This window comes from Methylobacterium sp. WL7, from assembly GCF_008040085.1.
Classification (GTDB): Bacteria; Pseudomonadota; Alphaproteobacteria; order Rhizobiales; family Beijerinckiaceae; genus Methylobacterium; species Methylobacterium mesophilicum.
The window spans coordinates 1-21126 of sequence record NZ_VRVG01000006.1 but is presented as its reverse complement, the minus strand read 5'-3'; the positions used below and the strand labels follow the sequence as shown (position 1 = coordinate 21126).

Below are 21126 nucleotides of genomic sequence, written 5' to 3'. Positions count from 1 at the left end.
ATGAGCGAGAAGCGCCGCGTATCCCCCGCCGACCTGCGCTCCAAGGCGTGGTTCGACAACCCGCACAATCCGGGCATGACGGCGCTGTATTTGGAGCGCTACCTGAATTTCGGCCTCACGCCCGCCGAGCTGCGGTCCGGCAAGCCGCTGATCGGCATCGCCCAGACCGGCTCCGACCTGTCACCGTGCAACCGGCACCATCTTGAACTGGCCAAGCGCGTGCGCGACGGCATCACGGCGGCCGGGGGCGTGGCCTTCGAATTCCCGTGTCACCCGATCCAGGAGACCGGCAAGCGGCCGACCGCCTCCCTCGACCGGAACCTCGCCTACCTGTCGCTGGTCGAAGTCCTGTACGGCTATCCGCTGGACGGCGTCGTGCTGCTGACCGGCTGCGACAAGACCATGCCGGCCTGCCTGATGGCCGCCGCCACCGTGAACATCCCGGCGATCTCGCTCAATGTCGGGCCGATGCTCAACGGCTACTTCCAGAAGGAGCTGACCGGCTCGGGCACGATCGTCTGGAAGACCCGCGAGCGGCACGCGGCCGGCGATATCGACTTCCAGCAATTCATGGACATCGTCGGCTCGTCGGCCCCGTCCACGGGCCATTGCAACACCATGGGCACGGCCTCGACCATGAACGCGCTGGCCGAAGCGCTGGGCCTCGCCCTGCCCGGCTCGTCGGCGATTCCCGCCCCCTACCGCGAGCGCGGGCAGGCCGCCTACGCCACCGGGTTGCGCATCGTCGACATGGTCTGGGAGGACCTCAAGCCGTCCGACATCCTGACCCGGGAGGCGTTCGAGAACGCCATCGTGGCCAACGCCGCCATCGGCGGCTCGACCAACGCCCCGATCCACATCAACGCCATCGCCAAGCATATCGGCGTGCCGCTGACCTGCGACGACTGGGAGCGGGTCGGCTTCGAGATCCCGCTGCTGGTCGACATGCAGCCCGCCGGCCGCTGGCTCGGCGAGGAGTATTTCCGGGCGGGCGGCCTGCCCGCCGTGTTCGCCGAGCTGATCGACGCCGGGAAGGTCCACACCGAGGCGCCGACCTGCAACGGGTTCACCGTCGGCGAGAATTATCGCGGGCGGCACAGCTGGAACCGCGACGTGATCCGGGCCTACGAGACACCGCTGATGGAGCGGGCCGGCTTCCTCAACCTCAAGGGCAGCCTGTTCGATTCCGCGATCATGAAGACCTGTGTGATCTCGGAGGAGTTCGCCGCCCGCTACCTCCGCAACCCCGAGGACCCGATGGCGTTCGAGGGCCGCGTGGTCGTGTTCGAGGGGCCGGAGGATTACCACCACCGCATCGACGATCCGACACTCGGCATCGACGAGAACACCGTCCTGATCATGCGCGGCGCCGGCCCGGTCGGTTATCCCGGTGCGGCCGAAGTGGTGAACATGCAGCCGCCGGGGGAACTGATCCGCCGCGGCGTGACCTCCCTCCCCTGCATCGGTGACGGTCGCCAATCCGGAACCTCCGGAACGCCCGCGATCCTCAACGCCTCCCCCGAGGCGGCGGTGGGCGGCGGCCTGGCGCTGCTGCAATCCGGCGACCGGGTCCGCATCGACCTCAACACGCGTCGCGCCGACATCCTGCTCCCGGCCGAAGAACTCGACCGCCGCCGTGCCGACCTCGCGTCCCGGGGCGGTTTCCCGTTCCCGGCGACGCAGACGCCCTGGCAGGAGATCTACCGCGACCAGGTGGCGCAGCTCAACGAAGGCATGGTGCTGAAGGGTTCCGTGAAGTTTCAGAAGGTGGCGCAGGCGTCGGGCGTCCCGCGGGATAACCATTGACGGGACCCGCCACCAAGATCGAATGATGACGGTTTGATACGCAAAAAAGGAGCGGCGGTACGCGGGATGAGGCCTTTGATTAAATCTGTGTTCCCGTAGATCTTTTCTGCTCCGTGGAAACGAATATTCACAATGTCATTCCGGGCCGCCGCAGGCGCGCCCGGAATCCAGAAACACCAACCGTGCAAGTTCCTGCGCTGTCGGCGGTTATGGACCCCGGGCTCCGCTACGCGGCCCCGGGGTGACGCCGTGGATGCCGGGGCGTCCAATCGATCCGTAGACAGCGATATCGGCAGGGTGTGCCTAAAGGCCTCTCCCTCAACCAGCCGTTCCCTCCCTCGTGAATTTTGAATACGATCCTTCCATGGGCGGGGACGCGCCTTCGGGAGGGAACGGCCGTGACGCAAGCCAAGGCTCGAACCGCGGCATCGCCGAGGGCGGCGGCGCGCCTGGATGGCGGATTGGCGCGGAAACTCGCGGAGCAGCTCCAGGGTGAAGCGCGGTTCGACGCGTTCACCCGCGGGCGCTACAGCACCGACGCGTCGATCTATCAGATCATGCCCGCCGGCGTGGTGCTGCCGCGCTCGGCGGCGGATGTCGCGGCGACGCTGCGGATCGCGGCCGATCACGGCGCCCCGGTGATCCTGCGGGGCGGCGGCACCTCTCAGAACGGCCAGCCGATCGGCTCCGGCCTCGTCGTCGATTGCTCGCGCCACTTCAACGGCATCCGCGCCTACGATCCCGAGGCCGGCACGATCACGGTCGAGCCCGGCATGGTGCTGGAGCGGCTCAACACCCGCGTGAAGGCGGATGGCTGGTTCTTCCCAGTGGAGCCCTCGACGGCGACCCGCTGCACCATCGGTGGCATGGCCGGCAACAATTCCTGCGGCGCCCGCTCGCTGCGCTACGGCAAGATGAGCGACAACGTCCTGGCCATCGACGCCCTGCTTCCCGGCGGCGAGGCGTTCGGCTTCGGCCTCACCGGCAACGCGGCCACCGGTGTCACGGGCTCCCATCACGCGGAGGCCTTGGCCGGGCGCATGCGCGCGCTGGCCGAGAGCCATCGCGACGAGATCGAAGCCCGCTACCCGAAGGTCCAGCGGCGTGTGGGCGGATACAATCTCGACGCGCTGATCGAGCCGCGCCCGAACCTCGCGCATCTGCTGGTCGGCTCGGAGGGGACGCTCGCCGCGACGACCTCGGTCACCCTCAAGCTGTCGCGCCTGCCCGCGCACCGGGTGATGGGCGTCTGCCACTTCCCGTCGTTCCGCTCCGCCATGGAGACGACGCAGCACATCGTGGCGCTCGATCCGGTGGCGGTCGAGTTGGTCGACAACAACGTGCTGGTGCTCGGCGCCGACATCCCGCTGTTCCGGGCGACGCTGGCCGACATCACCCGCGGCAAGCCGAACTGCCTGCTGCTGGCGGAGTTCGCCGGGGACGACCTCGCCGCCCTGAAGCGCGACCTGAAGCGCCTGGCTGCCTGCATGGCCGACCACGGCCATCCCGACGCCGTGGTGGAGATCCTGGAGCCGGCGCGCCAGCGCTCCGTGTGGGAGGTGCGCGAGGCCTGCCTCAACATCATGATGTCGATGAAGGGCGACGCGAAGCCGGTCTCGTTCATCGAGGATTGCGCGGTGCCGCTGGAGCACCTGGCCGACTACACCGATGCGGTCACCGCGGTGTTCACCAAGCACGGCACCCGTGGAACGTGGTACGCCCACGCCTCCGTGGGCTGCCTCCATGTCCGCCCGATCCTCGACATGAAGGACGGGGGCGACGTGACGCGCATGCGCGCCATCGCGGAGGAGACCTCCGAACTGGTGCGCCGGTACAAGGGCTCCTATTCCGGCGAGCACGGCGACGGCATCTCGCGCTCGGAATACATCGCGCCGCTGTTCGGACCGGTCCTGACCCGCGCTTTCGAGACCGTGAAGGACGCGTTCGACCCCGAGAACCGGCTCAATCCCGGCAAGATCGTCCGGCCCCTGAGCATGGACGACCGGAGCCTGTTCCGGTTCAAGCCCGACTACGCGGTGACCGAGCCCGTGAAACCCGCCCTCGATTGGTCGGATTGGGGCGGCTTCGGCTCGGCGGTCGAGATGTGCAACAACAACGGCACTTGCCGGAAGCTCGCCGGCGGGGCGATGTGCCCGTCGTACCGGGCGACCCGCGAGGAGGAGCACCTCACCCGCGGCCGGGCCAATTCCCTCCGCCTCGCCATCTCCGGTCAGCTCGGGCCGGACGCCTTCACCAGCAAGGCGATGAAGCGCACCCTCGACCTGTGCGTCTCCTGCAAGGCCTGCCGCCGGGAATGCCCGACCGGGGTCGACATGGCCAAGATGAAGGTCGAGTTCCTGCACCACTACCACGCCCGCCACGGGCTGCCCCTGCGCGACCGGCTGATCGGCCTGATGCCGCATTACGCCGGGATCGCCGCCAAGCTCGCCCCGCTCCTCAACCTGCGCGACCGGCACCCGGCGCTGGCGGCCCTCTCGGAGCGGATGGTCGGCCTCTCGGCCAAGCGGTCGCTGCCGCGCTGGCGGCGCCCCTGGAGCGAGCAGGGCGAGGCGGCGCATCCCGGCGACGTCACGGGCGATTTCCGCGACGTCATCCTGTTCGGCGACACCTTCAACCGCGCCTTCGAGCGGGAGAACCTGGAGGCGGCCGAACGGGTGCTCCGGGTCGCCGGCTACCGGCTCCACCGGGTCTTTCCGTCCCGGGGGCGGCGCCCGCTCTGCTGCGGCCGGACCTGGCTCGCCTCCGGCCAGACCGACCGCGCCCGCGCCGAGGCACGCCGGACCCTCGATACGCTCCTGCCGTACATCCGGGCCGGCGCCCGCGTGGTCGGCCTGGAGCCGTCCTGCCTGCTGACCTTCCGGGACGAGTTTTCCGCATTGCTGCCGGGCGACGAGACCGCTCTGTTGGCCCGGCAATCGCTCCTGTTCGAGGAGCTGTTGGCCGGCGACCTGGCGGCCGGCCGGATCGCGCTGCCGCTCGCGGACCAGGGCGGCCGCGTCGCGCACCTGCACGGACATTGTCACCAGAAATCTTTCGGCGTGATGGGCTCGGTGGAAACGGTGCTGCGGAGCGTGCCCGGCCTCGATGTGCGGGTCATCGAATCGAGCTGCTGCGGCATGGCCGGGGCGTTCGGCTACGGTGCCGAGACGATCGAGACCTCCTTCGCGATGGCCGAGCTGTCCCTGTTCCCCGCCCTGCGCGCGGCGGGGCCCGACGACATCGTGGTGGCCGACGGAACCAGCTGCCGTCACCAGATTCACGACGGCCTCGGCCTCCGCGCGGAACACGTGGCCCGCCTTCTCGATGACGCGCTCGTGCACGCCCCGCCGCCTCGACACTGAATTGCCGGGCACCTACACATGCACATAGGTTGCTTTGACCGTGCGTGCACCGTGGGCCCATGAACAAGATCGACCCCGGCATCGGGATCAGCCGCCGCTATCTTCACGACGAGGTGGCGGACCGGATGCGCGAACTGATCCGCTCCGGAGAGATGGAGCCGAAGGCGCGGATCAACGAAGGCGAACTGACGGAGCGTTTCGGGATCTCGCGCACGCCCCTGCGTGAGGCGATCAAGATCCTGGCGACCGAGGGCCTGCTTGAACTCCTCCCCAACCGCGGGGCGCGCGTCGCCAGCATCTCCGAGACAGAACTCGAGGAGATGATGGAGGTGATCGCCGGGCTCGAGGCCACCGCGGGCGATCTCGCCTGCCGGACGATCTCGGATTCCGAGATCGACGCGATCGAGGCCGACCACGAGGCGATGGTGGCGGCCTGGAAGGCGGGGGACGAGGCTGGATATTTCAGCCGCAACCGGCAGATCCACGAAGGCATCATGGCGGCGAGCCGCAACACCGTCCTCGCGAACATCTATGAGAGCCTGTCCGGCCGGATCCAGCGGTCGCGCTACTCCGCCCGGCAGACCCCGGACCAGTGGGCCCGGGCCGTGTCGGAGCACGAGCGCATGATCGCGTTGCTGCGCGCCCGGGACGGCACCGCCCTCGCGACCCTGATGCGCGAGCACATCCGCGGGAAAAAGTCCGTGATCGCAGCCAATTACGGGGTGGTCGAGGTCGACTGAGCCGTCATCTCGAACCAGAACGAGGCGCCCGGGGTGCGGGAATCGTTGGGATAGAGGAACGGTATGTCGGGCCCCGGCCCGCGGGCGGCGAAGACCGCCTCCACCCGGGCGCGCGTCGCCGGATCCTGGCAGAGATACATCACCGGGACGGTCACCCGGAACGGCGGCGCCCCGCACATCAGCATGGCGGCCAGCAGGTACTGCTCGTTGTAGAGCCGGCAGTTCCACGCGGCCGGGTAGTCGTCCGGGATGAAGATGTCGTGGATCTGCACGATCACGCCCGGGGCGAGCCGGGGCATGACTTCGAAGAAGAACACCGTCACGTCGGAATTGGCGAAGGATCTGTGTGATCCGTCAAAGAAAACGATGTCTCCGGCGCGCAACTCTTCGAAGATCGTCAGGTCGCAGCCTTCGAGGGGCGTGCGAAGCGTCGTGTCGCAGAGCGCATCGATCTCGCGGCGGGGCATCGGGTCGATCGAGGTGATCGTGGTCGGCAGCTTCAGCGCGTCGATCGTGTAGCGAGCAAAGCAGGTCGAGCAGCCGGACCCGATCTCGAGGTAGCGGGCCGGCCGCTTCCACGCGAGCATGGTCATCAGGGCGGCCGCGTCGAGGGCCGTGAACCACGTGTTGTTCCAGTGCGGCGTCGCCGGATCGCCGATGGCGGGATCGTGGGGGACGCCGTGGAGCAGGTCGGCCTGCGCCTCCAAAGCCGTCAGGAACGCGTCGTAGGCCACGCTCTCCCGGGCCAGGACCGAGCGGAGCTGACCGTGCGGCGCGCGGCCGGGCGTCCAGCGGGAGGACGGCACCACCGGGTGATAGTCGTGGACGGTATGGCTCCAGCGGAACGGTTCGGTGCTCGCCCGGAAGATGTCGAGTCCGGCGCGGCGCCCGGCGCTTCTCACGATGTCCTTCAGCATGACCATCCCCGATTTCTTGGGACGAACATGCCGGCAGCTCAACTTCTAGTCGAGTCCGATCGGCAAGCTAAGCAATTTTCGCCGGGGTTTACGGTTAAGCTGGCTGCGCGGCACGCTCAGGCGGCGCTCGGCGTCCGGAGCCCGGCCACCAGATCCGTGAAGCGGTCCCCCTGGACGATGACGTGGCTGCGCAGGGCTTCGGCCGCCGCGACTTCGTCGCCGGCCAGGATCGCGGCCACGATCCCCTCATGTTCGGCCAGCGATTGCGGGAGGCGCTGCCGGACCCGCAATTGCAACCTGCGGTAGGGCGCAAGCCGACGGTGGAGCGACAGGGCCTGCTCGGCCAGGAAGGCGTTGCGGCTCGCCCGGTAGACCACCGTGTGGAACACGTAATTCTCGGCGTAGTAGCTCTCGGTATCTTCCTGGGCCATCGCCGCCCTGCAGCCGGCGAGTGCCGCCTGCAGGGCCTCCGAATCCTCCGGGACCAAGCGTCGGGCGGCGAGGCGGCCGCAGGCGGCCTCGATCTCTGCCATGGCCTCGAACATCGCGAGCAGCAGGTACGGCTCCGGCGCGCTCACGATGGCGCCCCGCCGCGGCTTGGCCTGGACCAGGCCGGTCGCCGCCAGTTGCAGCAGCGCCTCGCGGATCGGCGTGCGCGAGACGCCGAAACGCAAAGCCAGCTGATTCTCGTCGAGGCGCGACCCGAGCGCGAGGTCGCCCGAGACGATCTCGTCCTCGATCCGCTGCCTCAAGCGCTGAGCGTGGCTCATCCCTCCGGTCCCTCTGCGCCGACAACGGGCGCTGCGTGCGTCGGCTTCCTGAAACACCGTCCGACGTTCCGCCAGTCACATATGCTTCAGTGTTGACAAAATATACAAGAGCGTCTTTCGTGCATACAACCATCGCAAATCAGTATTGCGATGCACAAAAACGGACGCCGCCAAGTGTGCGGTGCGGGAGAGAGCCATGACGCCGACACGTCGTACGCTGGTCGCAGCCGCCCTCGCAGCGCCTGCCATCCTGAGATTCGGCCTCGGCGCCGCGCAGGCCGCAACGGTCCTGAAGCTGTCGCACCAGTTCCCCGGCGGGACCATCGACGAGGGCGATTTCCGCGATCGGATGTGCCGGAAATTCGCACAGGCGGTCGGCGAGCGCTCGAAGGGCGCCCTGGAAGTCCAGGTCTATCCGGGCTCCTCGCTGATGAAGACGAACGCCCAGTTCGGCGCCATGCGCAAGGGCGCGCTCGACATGTCGCTCTATCCGAGCCCTTACGCGGGCGGCGAGATCGCGGAGCTGAACATCGGCCTGATGCCGGCGCTCGTGACCTCCTACGCGCAGGCTCTCGCATGGAAGTCGGCCCCCGTGGGGCGCAAGCTCACCGAGCTGCTGGAATCCAAGGGAATCGTGCTGGTCTCTTGGGTCTGGCAGGCCGGCGGCGTCGCCAGCCGCGAGCGGGGGCTGATCGCGCCGGCCGACGCCAAGGGCATGAAGGTCCGCGGCGGGTCCCGTGAGATGGACCTGATGATGAAGCAGGCCGGCGCCGCCACGCTGTCGATCCCGTCGAACGAATCCTACGCGGCGATGCAGACCGGTGCGTGCGACGCGGTGATCACCTCGTCCACCAGCCTGATCTCGTTCCGTTTGGAAGAACTCGCGAAGGCGCTGACCTCGGGCCGCGAGCGCTCCTACTGGTTCATGCTCGAGCCGATCATGATGTCCAAGACGGTGTTCTCCGGCCTGCCGAAGGATCAGCAGGACCTGATCATGGCGGTGGGCGCCGAGCTCGAAGCCTTCGGGCAGGCCGGCGCGAAGGAGGACGACACCCGGGTCGAGCAGATCTTCTCCAAGGCCGGCGCCAAGGTCTCGCAGCTCGACGAGCAGTCGCTGAGCCAGTGGCGGGAACTGGCCCGGGAGACCGCCTGGAAGGACTATGCAGGCCGCAACGCGAGCTGCGCGGAGCTGCTGAAGCTGGCGGAGCAGGTCGCGTGAGCCACGGCTTCGACGCCGCCACCGCGTTGCCCGACGCGAAGAGCGCCGGGGAGCCGCGCCTTCCCGGCCTGCTCGGCCTGTTCGACCGGGCGCTGCGCGGCATCAACCGCGTGATCCTCGGCCTCGGCGGGCTCTGCCTCGTCGGCGCCTGCCTGGTGCTGAGCCACAGCGTCGTGGTCCGCTACCTGCTCAAGGAGCCCACCGACTGGCAGGACGAGATGGCGGTCTTCCTAATCGTCGGGGCGACCTTCTTCTCCGCGGCCGGGGTCCAGGCCAAGCGCGGCCACGTCGCGATCGAGGCGCTGACCGGCCTGCTGCCGCCGGCGGTCAACCGGGTCCGGCTGCTGCTGGTGGACGTGATCAGCCTGCTGTTCTGCCTGTTCTTCGCCTGGAAGAGCTGGTCCCTCGACCACGAGGCCTGGATCGACGGCCAGACCTCGCAATCGACCTGGGGTCCCCCGCTCTGGATCCCCTACACGCTGATGGCCGCCGGCATGAGCCTGCTGTGCCTGCAATTCATCCTGCAGATCGCCGAGGCTCTGGTCTACGGGCCGCGGGCGGCGGGCTGGGCCAAGCCGAAAATCGGCATCGGCGCCGACGTCAACAAGGATATGCGCGACGCGCCCGGGGTCACCCCCCAGGGGCCCGATCCGATGGGCCGGACCGTCGATGCGAGGGTCAAGTGATGAGCACGGCGGCGATCGGCTTCCTGTATGCGGGTGCCACCCTCGGGGCGATGCTGTCGGGCATCCCCATCGCGTTCGCGCTCGGCGCGGTGGCGCTGGCTTTCATGGTCGCGTTCATGCCGAGCGCCTCCCTCGATACGGTGGCGCAGAACGTCTACGAGGAGATGGCCTCGATCACCCTGCTGTCGATCCCGCTGTTCATCCTGAAGGGCGCGGCGATCGGGCGGTCCCGGGCGGGCCAGGACCTCTACTCGGCCATGCATGCCTGGATGCATCGCATCCCCGGCGGCCTCGGCATCGCCAACGTCTTCGCCTGCGCGCTGTTCGCCGCCATGGCGGGCTCGAGCCCGGCCACCTGCTCGGCGATCGGCTCGGCCGGCATCCCGGAGATGCGCAAGCGCGGCTACTCTCCGGGCTTCGCCGCCGGGATCATCGCGGCCGGCGGCACCCTCGGGATCCTGCTGCCGCCCTCGATCACCATGATCCTGTACGCGGTCGCCTCGGAGCAATCCCTCGGGCGCCTGTTCCTCGCCGGGATCGGGCCGGGGCTGCTGCTGGTCGCCCTGTTCGCCGCCTGGGCGATGTACCGGTTCCGGTCGGAATTCTCCGCCGCCAAGGCGGTGCTGGAGCGCGGCGGGCCGGCCTCGCCGATCCTGGCCGACGAGCAGTACAGCATGGCCCAGCGCTTCTCGACGCTGCCGCGGGTGCTGCCCTTCGTGGTGCTGCTCACCGGCGTGATGGTGGCGCTCTACGGCGGCTACGCCACGCCCTCGGAGACGGCCGGTCTCGGCGGCCTGCTGGCGCTCGGGCTGATCGCCGCGATCTACGGCGTGTGGCGGTTCCGCGACGTCAGCCCGATCCTGATCGCGACGCTGCGTGAATCGACCATGCTGATGCTGATCATCGGGATGTCGCTGCTCTACGCCTACGTGATGAGCTACCTGCACCTGTCGCAATCGGCGGCCGCCGCGATCGTGGCGATGCAGCTCTCGCCGTGGGTGCTGCTGGTGACGATCCTCGGCCTGGTGATCGTGCTCGGCTTCTTCCTGCCGCCGGTCTCGATCATCCTGATGACCGCCCCGATCATCCTGCCGCCCCTCAAGGCCGCGGGCTTCGACCTGGTGTGGTTCGGCGTGGTCATGACCATCACCATGGAGATGGGGCTGATCCACCCGCCGGTGGGCCTCAACATCTTCGTCATCAAGAACATCGCCCCCGACATCCCGCTCTCGGACATCATCTGGGGCACCCTGCCCTTCGTGATCCTGATGGGGATCGCGATCCTGATCCTGTGCCTGGTGCCGGGCATCGCCATGTGGCTGCCGGACCTGCTCCTCGCGACGACGCGGTAGCGCCGGACATCCAAGCCAACGGCAGCGCCGGTCATCGTGGCTGCGTGACCGGCGCCGCTGCCCTATCTATCCGGGATGACCGACTTTCAGACCATCCAGATGCTGCACACGGCGAACGTGATCGCCGAGGACGAGATCGACGCCAGCGTCGAGGCGTTCCTTGCCGGGGCCGTGAGTGAGCCCTACCGCTTCCGCAGCGGCCACCGGCTGAACCTGGTCAAGGCGGTGCGCAGCCACCCGGGTGCCCAGGAATTCGTCGGGCGGGCCAATGTCGGCACGCAATTGAAGCGGCCGTTCGTGCGCGCGGCAATCCTGCAGGCGCGGCCGTTGAAGGGGTGACGCCGGGACGGCGAGTTTAGGGCCGGTTCGACCAGGCTGTTCCAACCCCATCCGGCCGTCCCAAAAGACGTGCCGTTGCAGGGCTCGGAAGGGTCGGCTGGACGTCCACGCGAGCCCTTGAGCGTACTGGAGTTCTTCTCCCGCGCGGGCAGGCGGATTCACCGATCGGGCCGGGCAGTACGGGCACAGGATTGAGCAAGAGTCGCCTTTCCGTTGGGACTCCGGATCGCTTAGCTTGGGATGTTCAGCTAATCAGCGGGTGAGAAAAGCGCTGTCTTTTCTCCAAGCGGTGGCTGAACCGAGTCTGCCAAGCGCCGCCATCCCGGTGCCGCGCCGCGGAGCCTGGAATTCGGAATCGACGACGTGTCACGATCGAAGCTCAATGCACCGTCGATCGGAAGCCCCTCGCAAACGGATCTTGCGAGACGTGATTGACACGCCTCGCACCGCTGCCGGCGTCGCGCGAAGAGCGATGCCGCTGCGCGAAGCCCGATCCGACGGAATTCAGCGTCCCTCGGACTTCTTCACGGCCGCGGAGACGGGGTTCTTCTGCGAGGGCGCCGCCGCATTCATCTTCGGCACCGCCTTCTTGGGCTTCTTCGTCTCACGGTTGCTACGCTGCTTCTCGGAGGCCATGCGGTCGATCCTTGGGTTCAAGACGGGTGACGTGACGGAGCGGTCGCGGCGGCGATGGCCTACGGTTTGACATGCGCGATGAAGCGTCCGCGGGCCCAGAGCTCGATGCGGTGACCATCGAGCAGGGTGGTGGCGTGGCGCTCGGCCGCGTCGTCGTCCAGGGCGTCCACCGGGACCGTGGAGCGGACGCTGCCGTTCGCGGCGAACCGGTAGGCCTGATAGGTCGTCGCCGCGCCGGACGGCGTGGCCGGGAATGCGAGGAGGGTTGCCATGTTTTCGTCCGCCGATCACAGGCGGGGACATGCCGTCCTCAGTCACCGGAGCCTGTTGCCGCCCTTCCGGTAATGCGGCGAGCCTGCGCCCAAACCGCCACGAAAGATAGTCGCTTCGCAGCGGCGCATCCCGATTCGGCGCGCAGTTGGCTGCAGGTCGAACCGCAGCGCTTTCCCGGCCACGCTCGCATCCTCTATGACCGGCGACGCGGATGGTCCGGATGCTTCGCTGATCTACCGGCCGCCCTCGCCGCGACCTGCGTTACTCGAAGGACACCTTCCATGAGTCTTGAGACGGTCCGTGCGTTCTTCGCCGACAAGGCGCCCGACATCACGGTCATCGAGCTGGCCACCAGCACCGCGACCGTGGCGGAAGCCGCCGCCGGCCACGGGGTTGCCCCGGCGCAGATCGCCAAGACGCTTTCGATCCGCATCGGCGATCAGGTCGCCCTGGTGGTGACCCGCGGCGACGCGCGCCTCGACAACAGGAAGGCGAAGGCCGTGTTCGGCGGCAAGGTCCGGATGCTCGATCTCGGCGAAGTCGAGTCGCTCACCGGCCACCCGGTCGGCGGGGTCTGCCCGTTCGGGCTTGCCGCGCCGCTGCCGGTCTATTGCGACATCTCGCTCCAGGCCTTCGACGAAGTGTTTCCTGCGGCCGGCAGCACGAACAGCGCCGTGCGCATCCCCCCCGGCCGCATGGCCGAGTTGACCGGTGCCGCCTGGGTCGATGTCTGCCAGGAGCCGGGGTGAGCGGCGGCCCGGCGCATCAGGGATAGCGCTGGCGCAGCGAACCTGGGTTCGGCCGGCATCCGTTCGCGAGCCAAGCAACCGCATCGATCGGGTGGGCCACGACGAGCGATACACCGTCGGCGCGCTCATGGAGCAGGGTGAAGAGCTGGCGGGTCGTCCCGTTCGAGCGGCCGACGCGCTGCGTGTTGCGACGCTCGGAGTCGTTCGTGACGAAATCCACGAGGTTGTCGGTGACAAGCAGATCGACCCGGTCAGCGATGCAGAAGGCCAACACGCCCGCATCCTCGCGGTCGGTCATGGCGAGCTGGTCGCGCCCCGCCGTCAGCACGGCCGGATGCAGCCGTTCCGGACCGCAGCGCATCAACCCGTCGACGACCTGAGGAAACCCTTCGGCGAGGTGGTCCGGCAGGCCCTGCCGCTTCAGCACCCGTTCGAGGGTGCATAGCATCTCGCGCGAGACCGTCAGTTGAAGGGATATGTCTCCGGCTGCGTAAGCTTGCACCATCGCGACCAAGCGCATGGGTGCAGTACCGGTTCGGCCGCGCTGCAGAGCCAGCAGATAGGCGATCCAAACATTCACATCGAGACAGATACGCAGCACCGATCGCGGCGGCGCGCGGCCGCCATCGGCAGTCCCGATGCCTGCGCTCACGTCCTCTGGGTGCTGAGCGCGGTGGCAGCCTCGAGAAGGTCGAGGTCGCTCACAGCGTCCGTGTCGGTGTCCAGCGGGTTTGCGGCGGCGATCAGCGCGGCGACGCGCTCGAAATTTCGGCGCGCTGTCTCAGCCCGAGCCGCATCCTCCCCCGCGCCTGTTCGGGCATCGGGCTCCGTCGGGCGGGTACGGGGGAACTCGGACAGCGCCATAACAGAAGGGCCGTATCTCTCATGTGCCGCGCGAATGTAACGCTACGCGGTCAGGCATTCAACGGCCGCTCCAGTCCGGCGTGCGCTTGCCCAGGAACGCCTCCATGCCCTCGCGGAAATCCTGGCTCATGTAGCACAGCAGGATGAGGTCATCGCCGGGATGCGGCGCGCCGTCGGCGGTGGGCTCCTCCTCGGCGAGGCGGCGCAGGCCTTCCTTGGTGGCCTGCATGGTGAGCGGCGCGTGGCCGGCGAGGAGCTGCGCCAGGGCGTCGACCCGGTCGGTCAGGGCTGCGCGGTCGTCCACCACCTCGCCAACGAGGCCGATGGACAGCGCCTCTTCGGCGCCCACGAGGCGCGCGGTGAAGATGATGTCCTTGACCCGCGCCGGCCCGATCAACCCCGAGAGCCGCTTGAGGTTACCCTGGCTGAGGCAATTGCCGAGCGTCCGGGCGATCGGAAAGCCGAATCGGGCGTCACGGGTGGCGATCCGCAGGTCGCAGGCCGCCGCGATGGCGGCGCCGCCACCCGTGCAGGCCCCGGCGATCGCCGCGATGGTCGGGACCCGCAGCCGCTCCAGGGCGCCGAGCACCCGGTCCATGAAGCGCTCGTAGCCCAGCGCGTCCTCGGCGGTCTCGAAGCTGCGGAACTGGGCGATGTCGGTGCCGGCCGCGAAGGCCTTGTCGCCGGCGCCGGTGATGATCAGCGCCTTCACGGCCGGATCGGCGGCGATCGCCTCGCAGCAGGTGATCAGCCCCTGGTACATCGCGAAGGTCAGCGCGTTGCGGGCCTGCGGCCGATTGAGGACGATCCGGGCGATCCCGGCCTCGTCCGTGGTGAACAGCAGCTCGTCGGTGGCGGGCGTGGCACTCATCGCTGCGTCTCCGGGTACGGGAGGGATCAGGCCGCGGTCTCGCGGACCACGCCCCTGTCGATCAGTCCGTCGATCTCGGCGGCGGTGTAGCCCGCCTCGGCCAGGATCGCCCGGGAATGCTCGCCGAGCAACGGCGCCGGGCCGTGGACCCGGCCGGGCGTGTCGGAAAACTTCACCGGCAAGCCGAGGGTCTTCATCCGGCCGACCCGGCTGTGCTCGACCTCCACCACCATCTCGCGGGCGAGCGTCTGCGGGTCTTGGTGCATGGCGTTGACGTCGAGCACCGGCCCCGCCGGGACGCCGCCGGCTTCAAGGCGCGCCAGCCAAACCTCCGAGGTTTCCGCCGAGAAGATCGGCGCCAAGGTGGCCGCGAGTGCGTGGCGGTTGGCCATGCGGTCGCGGTTGAGGGCGAAGCGCGGATCCTCGGCCAGGGCCTCGGCATCGACCGCCTTGAGCATCCGCAGCCAGTTGGTCTGGTTGGCCGCGCCGATGGTGATCCAGCCGTCGGCGGTCTCGAACGCCTCGTAGGGGGCGTTCAGCGGATGGGCCGAGCCCATCGGCCCCGGCGCGATCCCGGTGGCCATGGCGATGGCCGATTGCCAGTAGGTATGGGTGATGCCGGCCTCGAACAGCGAGGTGTCGACCGCCTGGCCCCGCCCGGTCTTCAGCCGGTGGGTATAGGCTGCGAGCACGCCCATGGCGGCCAGGATCCCGGCGGTGATGTCGGTCACCGGGGGCCCGCACTTCATCGGCGGCCGTCCGGGCCCCTCCCCGGTCACCGACATCAACCCGCTCATGCCTTGCGCGACGAGGTCGAACCCGGCGCGGTCGGCATAGGGCCCGGTGCGGCCGAAGCCCGAGAGCGAGCAGTAGACGAGCGCCGGAAACTCCTGCCGCAAGGTCTCGTAGCCGATGCCCAGGCGCTCCATGGTGCCGCCGCGGTAATTCTCGATCAGCGCATCGGCGGTCCCGAGCAGGCGGCGCAGAACCGCCACGCCGTCCGGGTTCTTGAGGTCGAGGCTCAGCCCGCGCTTGCCGCGGTTCATCATCATGTAGGCGGCGCTCTCGCCCTCGAGCGCCGGCGGGACGGTGCGGCGGGTGTCGTCGCCGTCCATCTTCTCGACCTTGATGACCTCCGCGCCCATGTCGGCGAGCATCAGCCCGCAGACCGGGCCGGCCATGATGTGCGCCAGCTCGATCACCCGCATGCCGGCGAGCGGCCCGGAACGTCCGGCTGTCTCCACCATCGCGGCGCTACTCCCCGGCCGGCGCAGGCGCCACGGGGCCCACCGGCCCGGTGACGGGATCCACGAATTCGCGCTCGGGATGCATCGTGAAGGCGAGGGCGGCGCCAAGCAGGCACAGGCCGACCGAGCCGACGAACGGCAGCGTCCAGCTCCCGGTCAGGTCGACGATGAGCCCGAACACGATCGGCGAGATGATCGCCGCTATGGCCGAGCCGGTGTTCATCAGCCCGCTGGCGGTGCCGGCATATTTCGGCGCGATGTCCATCGGCACCGACCAGATCGGCCCGATCACCAGCTCGGCAAAGAAGAAGCCGGAGGAGAGCAGCAGCGCCACCAGGGTCAGGTCGCGGGTGAGGAACACACCGGCCAGGCTCGCGGCCGCGCCCAGGAAGCCGACGACGATCACCGACAGGCGGGCGAGCTTCACGTTGCCGGTGCGATGGAGGATCGAGTCGCTCAGCATGCCGCCGACCGTATCGCCGACGACGCCGGCGAAGAAGACCCCTGACGCGAACAGGGCCGAGTTCTTGAGGTCGAGGCCGTAATTCTCCTTGAAGAAGCTCGGCAGCCAGCCCAGGAACAGCCACAGGGTCCAGCCGTAGCAGAAATACGTGATCGTCACCGGCAGCATGCGCCGGGTGAGCGGCCCCCACGGCACCGATTGCTTCGCCCCGACCTTGCGAGGCGGCGGCAGCGCGTCGAGCTCCGCGGCGGTGATCTTCGGGTGATCGGAGGGGTCGTCGCGGAAGTACAGGTACCAGATCACCACCCAGATGAAGCTGACCCCGCCAAGGATCACGAAGCTGGTGCGCCATCCGAAATGGTACATCAGGAACGCCACGATCGGCGGCGCCACGGCGTTGCCGAGCCGGGCGAAGGCGTGGGTGATGCCCTGCGCGAAGCCGCGACGGCCCGGTGCCGTCCAGTTCTGCATGGCCCGGGTCGCGGTCGGGAAGGTCGCGCCCTCGCCGAAGCCGAGCAGCACGCGAGCCAGGAACAGGCTGACGAGGCCGCCGACCAGGCCGGTCAGGATCGTGGCCGAGGCCCAGATCATGCCGCAGACCAGCAGCGTGCGCCGGGCACCGAACTTGTCGCCGACCGATCCGCCGATCACCTGGAAGATCGCGTACGGGTAGGCGAAGGCCGACAGGATAAGACCGAAGTCGGTCTTCGACATGCCGAATTCGCGGATGATCTCGGCACCGGCGGTCGCGATGTTCACCCGGTCCAGATACGTGATGAAATACATCACGCAGAGCAGGCCGAGCACGGCGTTGGTGGCGCTGACGCGCTTCAACATCGACCATTCCTCCCTAGCAAACGCCGCGTTTCGCGGTCGCCTCGCGCCGCATCCGAAGGGACGTGCGCGTTTTGGTATTCGTTATTCAAACGCCTCTTGCACCGGAAGGCAACCATGCGTCGAGGGGGCTCGGCACGAATTCAATTTGAACGGCGGAAACGAAAAACGGGAGCCTCGCGGCTCCCGTCGGACGTTTGCGGGTCGGGATCGTGCAGACCCGCTCAGACCGTCGCCGGCTGGAGCTGACCGGTCTCCACCTCGCTGCCCAGCGCCTTGCCGCGCGGACCGACCCAGCTGCCGACCCACTTGCGCTGCCACAGCATCAGGCAGCCCAGCACCGCGGCCGTGAACACCGCGTAGCCGACGAAGCCGAGCGAGAACGATCCGGTATACTGCTTCGACAGCCCCATGACGTTCGGCAGGATCGCGCCGCCGAGCGCGCCCACCTCACCGATCATCGAGCCGGCGACCGCCGTGTTGGCCGGCCAGCGCAGGGGCACGAGCTGGAACAGCGCGCCGTTGCCGGCGCCGAGCGCCGCGAAGCAGAGCATGAACAGCAGCGTGGTCACGGCGAGCGAGGGCGTCGCCATCAGCGACAGGAAGGTCGCGATCGCGGCGAGCAGGACCACCGACAGGACCGCGATCCCGCCCATCCGGTCGGCGAAGTAGCCGCCGACGATCCGGATGCCCGAGCCCATGAAGGCCGCCAGCATGGTCAGGCGGCCGGCCTCGACCTTGGTGACCGAGAACTGCTCGTAGAAGAAGGTCGGCAGGAAGTTCGACAGGCCGACGAAGCCCCCGAAGGTGATCACGTAGATCAGCGAGAACGCCCAGCCGTCCTTGGTGAACAGGCAGGAGACGTGCTCCTTGAACGACTGGTGCGCGGTGTCCGGCGGCTCCTTGGCGAACACGATCATGACCGCGAGCGGAATCAGCATCACGACGCCCGCGAAGGCGTAGGTGGTCTGCCAGCCGTAGGCCTGCGCCAGCGGCGGAGCGAACAGCACGGCGAGCACCGTGCCGGAGTTGCCGGCCCCCGCGATGCCCATCGCCAGGCCCTTGTGCTCCGGCGGGAACCAGCCCGATCCGAGGGACAGGGCCACGCCGAAGGAGGCACCCGCGATGCCGAGCAGCACGCCCATGGCGAGCACGTCGTTGTACGAGGAGACCGCGAAGAAGCCGTAGGCCATCGCCATCATGATCACGGTCATCTCGGTGATCGCGGCGTTCTTGCGGCCGATATACTGGGCCAGGATCCCCAGCGGGAAGCGCATCAGCGCACCGGCGAGGATCGGCAGCGAGATCATGAAGCCGGTCTGGGCCGGCGTGAGCTTGTAGGTCTCGGTGATGAACGGGCCCATGGCGCCGTTCAGGACCCAGATGGCGAAGCAGAAATCGAAATAGAGGAACGCCGCAAACAGGGTCGGGGGGTGACCCGACTTCATCGCCGTCTTGAAGCTGGCCATAGCTGGTGCTCGTCTAAGTGAGGCGAACCGCCAAGCGGTCGCTCATGCCGGGGATCCGGACTCACACCGTCCGCTGTTTGGAGCGTCGTTGCTCCGCCGCCGCAGCAGGGCGCGGCGCTTCGGCAAAGCAGCATGCGTGCCAGTTCGCTTGGAGGAAGGACGTTCTGCTGAACGCGCCGGCCGGTACGGCCTCCGGTCGGCCGACGCCGTCATTGCGAGCGCAGCGAAGCAACCCAGTGCGGCGCGCGGTCTCCGAACCTGGCGTTTCCCCAGGTTGCTGCGCTGCGCTCGCACTGACGAGGCGGATCGACGGGACGGACGGCAACCCAAACCCGCCATCCCGACGTCAGGGGTCAGATAGGCCGTCTTCTAAAATCGGAAAAAATTGGTCCCGCTGCAGAACATGCTCTCGCCCGGATGCGGGATTGCCGCCGATACAGGCACCGCTGCTTCGGAATCGTGCGGCACCTGGAACCACCCCATCAGCGGCACGACACCACCGTACGGACGATCCAGCCCTCCTGGGGCACCCAGAACTTGCGGCGGGCGCGGCCGCAATCGCGCTCGGGCTGGGTCCCCGAGGTCCAGGTTCCGGCCGGCTCCGTGACCTTGGGCGGTTCCGCCGTCGCGGCGCGGCGGGCCTGCGCGCCCGGTCCGAGAAGCAGGGCCGCAACCAGAATTGTAGCGCTCACCAACACACGCGCGTGCACGGCCAAGACCCTTCGCCCGGCGGGGATGCCGGTGGGTGGCATCAACCGGAGGTTGCCGGCCGGCGCAAGGCCGATGCCGCTCGGAACCGGATTCGTCCCGCCCGTTCCTGCATCAGGGTGAACGCGCGGGCAGGCGGTTGAGGCAGGAACGCAACACAAGTGCGGAGAAGTACACGCGGCGACATCAGACTTCGCCCGGTGAGGACTCGTGCAACTTGGCGATGCCGCGTGATCTTTGCTAAGGCCTGGAATGAGCTTGGCCGTGTATTCGTGCTGGCCTGCTCGATCGCGCGCCGCCGCACGCTCCCGGTGACGCCGCGCCATCCAGGGAAAACCGCGCCATGTCCGCCCCGATCCGCCGCCTATTCCTGGCCGGCTTCACCGTCCTCGCGCTCGCCTCGACGGCCCACGCCCAAGGTCGCGGCCCGGTCGCCGAGTCCGGGATCGACGGGCTCGGCGACGACGGCCAGCTCTATCAGGACCAGAACGGCGCGTTCTACGTCCGCCGCGGCGACCGTTATCTGCCCTATACCGGCCGCCCGCCGGTGGTCCGTCCCGTTCCTCAGGCCGCTCCGGCGCCGCAGGCGGGCCCGGTCTACGCGCCGGATTTCGACGACCCGACCGCGCCGCCCCGGCGCGCCGCCGGAACGCCCCCGGCCGAGGGTCTTTCGCCGATCGAGGCCGCCAAGGCGAAGGCCGTGCTGCGCGCGCCCGACGACGGGCCGATCGACTACGCCAAGGCGTATGGGCCGATCCCGGACGACGTGTTCCCGGTCCAGGCCTTCAACTACAAGAAGATGAACCCGGCCTATCTCCGGCAGGAGATCGCCTATAACGGCCCCTACGAGCCGGGCACGATCATCGTAGACCCGCGCGCCCACCAGCTCACCCTGGTCGAGCAGGGTGGGCGCGCCCGCCGCTACGGCGTCGGCGTCGGCAAGCAGGGCTTCTCGTGGTCCGGCACCGCGACGGTGAATTCCAAGCAGGCCTGGCCGGATTGGTACCCGCCGAAGGAGATGATCGCCCGCAGCCCGAAGCTCGCCAGCGAGGTGGACAAGTTGCAGAGCGGCCTCGGCGTCGCCGGCGGTCTGCGCAACCCGCTGGGCGCGCGCGCCATGTATCTCTGGCAGGGCAACAAGGACACGCTGTTCCGCATCCACGGCACCCTCGAGCCGTTCTCGATCGGCAAGAGCGTGTCCTCGGGCTGCATCCGGATGATCAACCAGGACGCGATCGACCTGTTCAGCCGGGTCAACGTCGGCTCCAAGGTCGTCGTCCTGAACTGATCGCTCTCGGGGGCGCCGTCGCGCCTAGAGCCGTGCCCTGGCGGGTTGAATCGCGCGGGGTAGGCGATCTGGCTGGCGTGTGATTCACTGGATGGGCTTGTGATGGAGGATCGCCATGCCTTCAGCCCTGTCGGTGGATCTGCGCGAGCGGGTGGTCGCTGCGATTGAAGCGGGTGCATCGCGGCCTCAGGCGGCCAAACGCTTCGGTGTCGGGGCGGCCAGCGCGGTCCGTTGGTACGAGCGCTTCCGTCAGGACAGGCAGATCGCGCCCAAGCCCATGGGCGGCGACCGCAACTCGCAGCGTCTGGAAGCGCAGGCGGCCCTGATCCTTCGACTCAACGAAGAACACCCGCTCTCCTTCTTGCGGGAACTGCGCGACAGGCTCTCGGAACGCGGCGTCCGGGCGAGCACGAGCAGCCTGTCACGCTTCTTCGCCCGGCATGGGATCACCCGTAAAAAGGGGCTGTCCACGCGGCCGAGCAGGAGCGGTCGGATGTGAGGGCCGCGCGCGAGGACTGGTTCGATGGGCAACC

19 protein-coding genes and 1 pseudogene are annotated in these 21126 nt (G+C 68.5%); 10 read left to right on the top strand and 10 right to left on the bottom strand.

Features of this window, described 5'->3' with window-relative positions; all coding sequences use genetic code 11:
• The 3 genes from FV233_RS02940 to FV233_RS02930 all read left to right on the top strand — a co-directional run bounded on the left by FV233_RS02940 (position 1) and on the right by FV233_RS02930 (position 5908).
• Positions 1-1806: an IlvD/Edd family dehydratase gene (locus FV233_RS02940; RefSeq protein ID WP_147853600.1), complete on the top strand. Its 1806-nt coding sequence runs from the start codon at positions 1-3 to the stop codon at positions 1804-1806.
• Positions 1807-2204: 398 nt separating this feature from the next.
• On the top strand, positions 2205-5168 hold the full coding sequence (locus tag FV233_RS02935) for an FAD-binding and (Fe-S)-binding domain-containing protein (RefSeq protein WP_147896563.1): 2964 nt from the start codon (positions 2205-2207) through the stop codon (positions 5166-5168).
• A 59-nt stretch (positions 5169-5227) separates the two neighbouring features.
• On the top strand, positions 5228-5908 hold the full coding sequence (locus tag FV233_RS02930; RefSeq protein WP_147896562.1) for a GntR family transcriptional regulator: 681 nt from the start codon (positions 5228-5230) through the stop codon (positions 5906-5908).
• Here FV233_RS02930 and FV233_RS02925 read toward each other — a convergent pair.
• Positions 5884-6825, bottom strand: coding sequence for a class I SAM-dependent methyltransferase (locus FV233_RS02925; protein WP_147854122.1), 942 nt, complete (start codon positions 6823-6825; stop codon positions 5884-5886). The genes FV233_RS02930 and FV233_RS02925 overlap by 25 nt on opposite strands.
• A gap of 116 nt (positions 6826-6941) precedes the next feature.
• Positions 6942-7595 carry a GntR family transcriptional regulator gene (locus FV233_RS02920; RefSeq protein ID WP_147896561.1) on the bottom strand — a complete coding sequence of 218 codons (654 nt, stop codon included), beginning with the start codon at positions 7593-7595 and terminating at the stop codon, positions 6942-6944.
• Positions 7596-7791: 196 nt separating this feature from the next.
• Between FV233_RS02920 and dctP the strand changes: the two genes are divergently transcribed.
• From dctP to FV233_RS02900, 4 genes are all read left to right on the top strand, one after another.
• Positions 7792-8814, top strand: a complete 1023-nt coding sequence (gene dctP, locus FV233_RS02915; RefSeq protein ID WP_147854124.1) for a TRAP transporter substrate-binding protein DctP — start codon at positions 7792-7794, stop codon at positions 8812-8814.
• Positions 8811-9500 (top strand): TRAP transporter small permease, encoded by a 690-nt coding sequence (locus FV233_RS02910; RefSeq protein ID WP_147896560.1) that lies wholly within the window; start codon positions 8811-8813, stop codon positions 9498-9500. The genes dctP and FV233_RS02910 overlap by 4 nt, the downstream gene beginning before the upstream one ends.
• Positions 9500-10852: a TRAP transporter large permease gene (locus FV233_RS02905; protein WP_147896559.1), complete on the top strand. Its 1353-nt coding sequence runs from the start codon at positions 9500-9502 to the stop codon at positions 10850-10852. The genes FV233_RS02910 and FV233_RS02905 overlap by 1 nt, the downstream gene beginning before the upstream one ends.
• Before the next feature lie 99 nt (positions 10853-10951).
• Entirely contained in the window at positions 10952-11191 is a 240-nt protein-coding gene (locus tag FV233_RS02900; protein WP_246689889.1) for a hypothetical protein, read from the top strand.
• Positions 11192-11695: 504 nt separating this feature from the next.
• Here the strand turns inward: FV233_RS02900 and FV233_RS31585 are convergent.
• Together FV233_RS31585 and FV233_RS02895 are read right to left on the bottom strand one after the other, a co-directional pair.
• Entirely contained in the window at positions 11696-11827 is a 132-nt protein-coding gene (locus FV233_RS31585; RefSeq protein WP_281406478.1) for a hypothetical protein, read from the bottom strand.
• 59 nt (positions 11828-11886) lie between these two features.
• Entirely contained in the window at positions 11887-12099 is a 213-nt protein-coding gene (locus tag FV233_RS02895; protein ID WP_147854128.1) for a hypothetical protein, read from the bottom strand.
• A gap of 282 nt (positions 12100-12381) precedes the next feature.
• Here FV233_RS02895 and FV233_RS02890 point away from each other — a divergent pair, with 282 nt between their 5' ends.
• Positions 12382-12849 carry a YbaK/EbsC family protein gene (locus tag FV233_RS02890; RefSeq protein WP_147854129.1) on the top strand — a complete coding sequence of 156 codons (468 nt, stop codon included), beginning with the start codon at positions 12382-12384 and terminating at the stop codon, positions 12847-12849.
• Positions 12850-12865: 16 nt separating this feature from the next.
• Here FV233_RS02890 and FV233_RS02885 read toward each other — a convergent pair whose 3' ends face one another.
• From FV233_RS02885 to FV233_RS02860, 6 genes are all read right to left on the bottom strand, one after another.
• Entirely contained in the window at positions 12866-13501 is a 636-nt protein-coding gene (locus FV233_RS02885; RefSeq protein ID WP_147854130.1) for a PIN domain-containing protein, read from the bottom strand.
• A 270-nt stretch (positions 13502-13771) separates the two neighbouring features.
• Positions 13772-14584 (bottom strand): enoyl-CoA hydratase/isomerase family protein, encoded by an 813-nt coding sequence (locus FV233_RS02880; RefSeq protein WP_147854131.1) that lies wholly within the window; start codon positions 14582-14584, stop codon positions 13772-13774.
• 26 nt (positions 14585-14610) lie between these two features.
• Complete coding sequence (locus FV233_RS02875; protein WP_147896557.1) at positions 14611-15831, bottom strand: CoA transferase; 1221 nt, start codon at positions 15829-15831, stop codon at positions 14611-14613.
• Positions 15832-15838: 7 nt separating this feature from the next.
• Entirely contained in the window at positions 15839-17131 is a 1293-nt protein-coding gene (locus tag FV233_RS02870; protein WP_147896556.1) for an MFS transporter, read from the bottom strand.
• Between the two features lie 221 nt (positions 17132-17352).
• Positions 17353-18597 carry an MFS transporter gene (locus tag FV233_RS02865; protein ID WP_147896555.1) on the bottom strand — a complete coding sequence of 415 codons (1245 nt, stop codon included), beginning with the start codon at positions 18595-18597 and terminating at the stop codon, positions 17353-17355.
• A gap of 482 nt (positions 18598-19079) precedes the next feature.
• Complete coding sequence (locus FV233_RS02860; RefSeq protein WP_147896554.1) at positions 19080-19289, bottom strand: hypothetical protein; 210 nt, start codon at positions 19287-19289, stop codon at positions 19080-19082.
• Between the two features lie 359 nt (positions 19290-19648).
• Here FV233_RS02860 and FV233_RS02855 point away from each other — a divergent pair, with 359 nt between their 5' ends.
• Together FV233_RS02855 and FV233_RS02850 are read left to right on the top strand one after the other, a co-directional pair.
• The gene (locus FV233_RS02855; RefSeq protein WP_147896553.1) at positions 19649-20593 is read left to right on the top strand and encodes a L,D-transpeptidase; all 945 of its coding nucleotides are present in this window, start codon (positions 19649-19651) and stop codon (positions 20591-20593) included.
• Positions 20594-20708: 115 nt separating this feature from the next.
• Positions 20709-21126 (top strand): annotated as a pseudogene (locus FV233_RS02850) (IS630 transposase-related protein); the annotation flags it as partial.

Excerpts from the sequence above, each read along its gene's own strand:
- FV233_RS02895 (WP_147854128.1), bottom strand. The coding sequence starts at position 12,099 with ATGGCAACCCTCCTCGCATTCCCGGCCACGCCGTCCGGCGCGGCGACG.
- FV233_RS02905 (WP_147896559.1), top strand. The coding sequence starts at position 9,500 with ATGAGCACGGCGGCGATCGGCTTCCTGTATGCGGGTGCCACCCTCGGG.
- FV233_RS02880 (WP_147854131.1), bottom strand. The coding sequence starts at position 14,584 with ATGAGTGCCACGCCCGCCACCGACGAGCTGCTGTTCACCACGGACGAG.
- dctP (WP_147854124.1), top strand. The coding sequence starts at position 7,792 with ATGACGCCGACACGTCGTACGCTGGTCGCAGCCGCCCTCGCAGCGCCT.
- FV233_RS02940 (WP_147853600.1), top strand. The coding sequence starts at position 1 with ATGAGCGAGAAGCGCCGCGTATCCCCCGCCGACCTGCGCTCCAAGGCG.
- FV233_RS02925 (WP_147854122.1), bottom strand. The coding sequence starts at position 6,825 with ATGCTGAAGGACATCGTGAGAAGCGCCGGGCGCCGCGCCGGACTCGAC.
- FV233_RS02920 (WP_147896561.1), bottom strand. The coding sequence starts at position 7,595 with ATGAGCCACGCTCAGCGCTTGAGGCAGCGGATCGAGGACGAGATCGTC.
- FV233_RS02930 (WP_147896562.1), top strand. The coding sequence starts at position 5,228 with ATGAACAAGATCGACCCCGGCATCGGGATCAGCCGCCGCTATCTTCAC.
- FV233_RS02890 (WP_147854129.1), top strand. The coding sequence starts at position 12,382 with ATGAGTCTTGAGACGGTCCGTGCGTTCTTCGCCGACAAGGCGCCCGAC.
- FV233_RS02865 (WP_147896555.1), bottom strand. The coding sequence starts at position 18,597 with ATGGCCAGCTTCAAGACGGCGATGAAGTCGGGTCACCCCCCGACCCTG.
- FV233_RS02855 (WP_147896553.1), top strand. The coding sequence starts at position 19,649 with ATGTCCGCCCCGATCCGCCGCCTATTCCTGGCCGGCTTCACCGTCCTC.
- FV233_RS02900 (WP_246689889.1), top strand. The coding sequence starts at position 10,952 with ATGCTGCACACGGCGAACGTGATCGCCGAGGACGAGATCGACGCCAGC.
- FV233_RS31585 (WP_281406478.1), bottom strand. The coding sequence starts at position 11,827 with ATGGCCTCCGAGAAGCAGCGTAGCAACCGTGAGACGAAGAAGCCCAAG.
- FV233_RS02875 (WP_147896557.1), bottom strand. The coding sequence starts at position 15,831 with ATGGTGGAGACAGCCGGACGTTCCGGGCCGCTCGCCGGCATGCGGGTG.
- FV233_RS02870 (WP_147896556.1), bottom strand. The coding sequence starts at position 17,131 with ATGTTGAAGCGCGTCAGCGCCACCAACGCCGTGCTCGGCCTGCTCTGC.